General features: G+C 56.5%; 6 protein-coding genes. All 6 read right to left on the reverse strand.

The window, feature by feature from the left end:
• On the reverse strand, positions 1–745 hold a 745-nt coding region (locus PAT3040_RS32640), incomplete at its 3' end, for a hypothetical protein (RefSeq protein ID WP_181376983.1).
• A 5-nt stretch (positions 746–750) separates the two neighbouring features.
• Positions 751–1,599, reverse strand: a complete 849-nt coding sequence (locus PAT3040_RS32645) for an amidohydrolase family protein (RefSeq protein WP_108995948.1) — start codon at positions 1,597–1,599, stop codon at positions 751–753.
• Entirely contained in the window at positions 1,596–2,381 is a 786-nt protein-coding gene (locus PAT3040_RS32650) for an amidohydrolase family protein (protein ID WP_108995949.1), read from the reverse strand. The genes PAT3040_RS32645 and PAT3040_RS32650 overlap by 4 nt, the downstream gene beginning before the upstream one ends.
• Positions 2,368–3,468, reverse strand: coding sequence for a phosphotriesterase family protein (locus PAT3040_RS32655; RefSeq protein WP_108995950.1), 1,101 nt, complete (start codon positions 3,466–3,468; stop codon positions 2,368–2,370). Before PAT3040_RS32655 ends, PAT3040_RS32650 begins: the two co-directional genes overlap by 14 nt.
• Before the next feature lie 18 nt (positions 3,469–3,486).
• Positions 3,487–5,187 (reverse strand): extracellular solute-binding protein, encoded by a 1,701-nt coding sequence (locus PAT3040_RS32660; protein ID WP_108995951.1) that lies wholly within the window; start codon positions 5,185–5,187, stop codon positions 3,487–3,489.
• Positions 5,188–5,280: 93 nt separating this feature from the next.
• Positions 5,281–5,793, reverse strand: a 513-nt coding sequence (locus PAT3040_RS32665) for a helix-turn-helix transcriptional regulator (protein ID WP_146200625.1), incomplete at its 5' end; no start/stop codon positions are given.

Here is a 5,793-nt window from a genome sequence, read left to right on the forward strand (position 1 = left end):
CTCCCGCCTGCTCGTATTGCTCCAGCAAATGGCTTAATTGGACGGCGATCAGATTGGGACCGAGCGTGCCTTTCACCATCGTCTTGTCATATTCGAAGTCGTACATGCCGCGGAATACATGGCCGATGACGCCCAGGTTCACGCGCTTCAGCTCCTTGTAGGCCTTGAGGGCGCGGGCATAACAGGCGATTTCGTCATACGCGGCTTCATCGTCCAGCGAACCTACCACAACGTGCAAGTCCTTGTACCAGCCCATCTTGCGGAAGGAAGCCGCGAGCTGCATATTGGCAATCAAGGCGCTGTTGCGAATGATGTTTTCATAATTCGTCTTGAGATTGATGCGGCTGTCGCGTTGCGTATTAAACATCAGCACCGGCGCCTGCCGCACATGCTCCAGCAATTGGATCGCCATGTAATCCGGACAATACGTGCCCGCCGCGTAAATGATCAGGTCGACCTGCCGCTCCGCCAGCTCCAGGCCGGCTTGCTCGGCCGCGTCCAGCGTGTCGATCAGCCCCGGCCAGACGATCTCGCAGAACGGGAGACGCTGCCGCAATTGCTCATGCAGATGCGCCATGTCTCCGGTGACGTTGCCTTTCATCTCCGGGGAGAACATCCGCCAATACTCGAAAAAAGCGACGGTAACCAATCCGATTTTCAACTTGCCGCCTTGCTCCCGCTTGGACAGCAAGTCGCCAAACATATTCCCTTTTGCCGTTTCGAACGATTCGATTAACTCAGCCATTCCATTCATCCTCGCTTTGCTTTTCGCTGCAGCACTCCGCCGACCAGAGCCGCCGCGTTGTCATGTACGATATTGCTTATCTCGCGATCGTCGATGCCGGAGAACAGCACGCTGCCCAGCATGTAATGCGGATCATACCAGGGGAAGTCCGTCCCGAAAACGACCTTCTCGGACGACGCTTCCCGAACCATCTTGGCGATCAGTCCGTTCAATCGCCCGGTATCGCACAGCTCCAGATAGACATTGGGCAGAGAGGCCGCCACTTCGATCGCGTAATCCGTTTCGCCCGGAGCGGAATGCCCCATCAGGAAACGAATATTGGGATATTTGACGGCCAGCTCCGCGATCATCCCCGGCGGATTGTAGCGGCTGTGCCCCCACGTATGGGAAAGCAGCAGCAGTCCGCGCTCATTTGCAAATTCATAGATCGGCGTAAATCTATCGCCTGTAAGCGGATACTTATGATAGTCCGGCAGCAGCTTGAATCCGACGTAGTTGTCGATTGCGTCATATTCCGCCAAATCCTCATTAATACGATCCGAGTAGTGAGGATTAACGGTATAATAACCGTAAATTTTCTTGGGATGATCCGCCATCGCCGCGACAATCTCGCGATTACCCGCGATGGGATCGAACAACGCGCTATGCGGCGCCGATACGATCCAGTCGATATTTTCCCGCTCCATCTCGGCCAGCATGCGCGGCAGCGGCGCCTCCGGCAAATAAGTGCCGTAGAACGGCCCCATATGCGTATGCATGTCGATAATCGGCAAACTTTCCAGCCGGCCTAGCTCCATAAATTCCTGCGCAAGCCGCGAACGGTTCGCCATCTCGGGTATGCCGGTCCTGCTCATAAGACCACCTCCCCTAATAGGCGCAATAAATTGCCGCTTGCGATCGCGCTCATCGCCTCCTCCGAGATACCGCTACCGCGGAGCGCCGCCAAAGGTCCGCCGATGGCGTTGCTCGGAAACCCCGAGCCGAAGAGCAGCCGCTCCGGACCGAACAACCGGCAAATCTCCCGTATTTCGCCCGCGGTCTGCATGTCTCCGGTTTCGATGTAGAAGTTCGGGTACGCCCGGAGCAGCGGGAAGGTCAATCGCGCGTGGCTCCACAATCCGTAGTTGGTCAAGATGACCGTGAGATCGGGGTATTCCTGCAAGACCTGATAGATCGGTTCCCACCCTTCGCTCGGCGACAAATAAAGCGGGATGCGCAGCGACGAGATTTCGCCGAGCAGCGGATCCATCGCCACGCGCCCGAGCATGTAGCGATTGCGGGCCGGGTAGGCCCGCAGCAGCTTCACGCCGGCCGCCTGCATCGCCGGAAATAGCGCCGACGGCGCATATTCCGGCTCGGTCACCGGCGGAGCGATCGCCCACGAGGGCAGCAGCCGATCGCCCGACCCGGCCGCTTCCGCCGCCGCCAGCTTGTTGCCGTAGCCGGGATCCACATCGATCATGGCATTATGGCTGATGACCGCCTGGTCAATGCCGCAAAAATCAAGCTCCTCGATCAGCTCCCGGCCATCCCGGGCCTGCTTTACCCGCTCCTGCACGTAGAAACGCTCATGGTTGACGATCTCGTAATTGACCGTCCGATAACCGATTGCGCAGCTGGCATCAATGAATCGCATCGCGAGCCTCCTCTGCGGGCTCCAATGCCGCCGACGACTGCGGCGGAATCCCGTCGTCCAGGAAACGCGCCGGATTGACGCGCATCAGAATCTCGATTTCGTCCGCCGTAACGCCTTCATCCTCCAGCATCGGCACAATGTTCGTCAGCATATGGTCGAAGCCCCAGCCTCCGTAATGCCGCAGTGCCGTCTTCAAGCATACGTCGGTGGAAATCATGATCTGATGCGCGAACCCCTCATCGATCAGCAGCTTGATACTCCGCACCCGGTCGATATCGCGGGCGAACAGCCCCTTCAGCACGCTCCGATGGCGGCGGTCCGCATAAAATTCCTTGCCGAAGTTGTCGAATTCAATAACGGCTCCGGCATGGAGCAGCGCCTTCAAATAATCCAAATGGATATCGACATCGACATGGTTGATGCAGATTTTGTGGGGAGGCACGCCCTCGCCCGTCAAGATCCGCATAACCTCCAGCCCTTGCCTCGCCCAAAGATCGGTATGAACGTGGACGCCGAGTCCGGTCTCTTGCTGGGCAAGGGCCGCCGCCAGCAGCGCTTTTCGTTCATGGGGATGGATAACGGCGCTGGTGCCGATCTCCCCGATAACGCCTGCTTTTACCGACGTGCCGTCCATGCCGAAGCGTATTTCCGCTACCAATTCTTCGGCAATGCCTTCCACCGTCCGTTCCTCCATGTCCGGCGGATGCGAAGCCTGGATATAGTAGCCGCAGCCGGCGACGATGTTCAGGCCAAGCTCCCGGGACAGCCCCGACAGCAGATTGGGATCGCGCCCGATATCGCGCAGCGTCAGATCCACGATCGTGCTGCCGCCCGCCCGTTTGAAGGCAAGCAATTCTTGCTTGATGACGTTCTCGTCCTCGATCAACGCATTGTCCAGTACGGCATAAGGATTCCGCTGCAGCACGCCCAGGTTGCCCATATGAACCTTCTCTTGCGCCAGCACCTTGCCGGAGATGGACTGCGGCTCGGGAACCAGCTTGCGCAAATCGATAAAGGCATGCTCATGCGGCAATACAATGCCGAGGCGGTCTGCCGATATTTCTCCAGTCACTGTCCTGACAGCCATGCCTGCCGCCCCCCTCCGTCAATTTCCGTTTTTGCTCTTATGCCATGCCGCTACTTCTTCGGTAATGACGTCGCCGCCCAGCTTTTTCCAATCGCTTACAAAGTCGTCGAATTCGTCAATTGAAGCTTCGCCCATGACGATTTTGGTAAACATCTCCAGCTCCATCTTCTTCAAGGTCGAATCCTTCTCGACCATCGTTGGCGTTGGACCGGCAATATATTCGGTCATTTGGTAGCCGTTGTTCTGGTTGTATTCATAAAGCAGCTTCTGCGCGTCGTACACGCGGGTGTAGCCCCAGCCGCTCATATCGCCTTCCCTGAACTTGACTATGCTGTCGTAGAATACGTTCTGCCCGGGCGCATCGAAGCCCGACGTATCGTTTTTCTCCAGCCCTTCGGTTACTTTGACGTACATATCCAGGTTTTGCGTCGGATTGGAGCCGGTGACAAGCGCATAATGCCATTTCTCGATATCCCCGTCTTGCGTAATTTCGGTCGGCGGATATTTGTCCTCCCAGCCATGATGGAAAGCATTCAGCATCTTCACGGCTGCTTCCGGGTTTTTGACGCCTTTGCGGACCACGTAATAACGTCCTACGGTAAATGGCGTTTGCGGCTTGGCAACCTCTCCGTCAATAGACGGCAGCGGGAATGCCTTCCAATCCATGTTCGGATCATTGGTTTTGCCATCCTGGAACAACAGCGGCGCATACATCAAGCCGTAGAACATGCCCAGCTTGCCCGAGTTGACGGCCTGGAAAATTTTCTCCGCATCTTTGACCCCGAACTCGCGGTCGATCAAACCGTCTTTATACATCTGCTGCAGCTTGGCGAGCGCTTCTTTCATCTCCGGCTGGATGCTTCCGTAGACGAGCTTGCCTTCGTCGTCCTTGACCCAAATTTCCGGATAAGCGTGGTAGCTGTTAAAAAATCCTTGCAGCCCCGGCACCGCGCCGTAAAACAGTTTCTCGACGCCCAGTCCGTACGTATCCTTCTGTCCGTTGTTGTCGGGATCCTGATTGACAAAAGCGTCGGCAATCGCGAGCACGTCGTCCATCGTCTTCGGCTCGGGCAATCCCAGCTTCTCCAGCCAGTCGGTGCGCACCCACAGCAGCGGGGCGTTGTCCGTATAGCTGCTTGCCAGCGGCAGGCCGAGCAGCTTGCCACCAAAGGTTGCGGAGTCGAGTCCCACGCCGCCGTCTTTTTCCAGCAGCAGCTTCGATTTCTCCGTTCCGTACTTTTCCAACGCTTCGCTCAAATCCTCGAGCTGATCCGCATCGACCAACTGCTGGAACTGAATGGCGTTGACCGGCATAATGTCTGCCAGCTTGCCGGATACCATGGCCACATTAAATTTCTGATCGTATTGGCTCGTATCCGCGACCCACAAATATTTAAGCTTGATGCCGAATTCCTGCTCGTACAGCCGGTTCCAGGCGTTGTTTTCAATGGATTCGCCTTCGGCGAATTTGGTCGTGGAGTCCAGCGGGCGAATCGCCGTTATTTCGACCGGCGGATCGATTTTGCCCATCGGGTCGATGACTTCCCCGTCATCTTTGTTGCCAGTGTCTGTGCCGGTATCGCCGTTATTTACGGCACCGCTATTGCCGTTGTTCGGGCTGCCGTTGCTCGGGCTGCCGGAGTTCGAGCAAGCCGAGACGATCACGAGCAGCAGCGACAACACGCAGATTGCTACCAGCTTGGCTTTTTTGGCTTTCATCGTGCATTCCCCCAAAAGTCGTATTTGCTTTCATATTTAGCTTAAGGGATCGGGTTTCCGCCCGCTATTTGCCATTGTTGTTTTTCTTAGCATCTATTGCGTAGTTTGATCATTGCCGAATGCGAAATGTCGATCGCGGTACCCCTGGGGCGTCATCTGGCACCATTTCTTAAACGACCGGTTGAATTGCGGCGCGGCTTCATAACCGGCTTGAGAGGCAATTTCCTGAATTTTCATCGTCGATGAAGCCAGCAGCCTTTGGGCCAGCCTCATGCGCTCCTCCGTAATGTAATCCGACAGCATCGTGCCGGTAATCCGTTTATATTGTCTGGACAAATAGCTGGGGCTATGGTGAACCTGCTCCGCAAGCCTGACGAGAGACAGGTCGCCGCCCAGATTGCTCTGGATATATCGGTGCAGAACCAGAATCAGTCGGTCCTCCTGCCCGTTTGTCTCTGCGCCGACATCCACTGAAATCGATCTTCGACTGGCCAGTTGCTCGGAATCCTGAATCAGCCACTCCTGCTCGCCATGCGAATGCTCATCCAGCAGCGCGGCCAGATGCTCGAACTGGCTGCCGAGCCGCTCCCATGCTACCGGCTCCCG

The organism is Paenibacillus agaridevorans (genome assembly GCF_003112455.1).
In the GTDB taxonomy this organism is placed as follows: domain Bacteria; phylum Bacillota; class Bacilli; order Paenibacillales; family Paenibacillaceae; genus Pristimantibacillus; species Pristimantibacillus agaridevorans.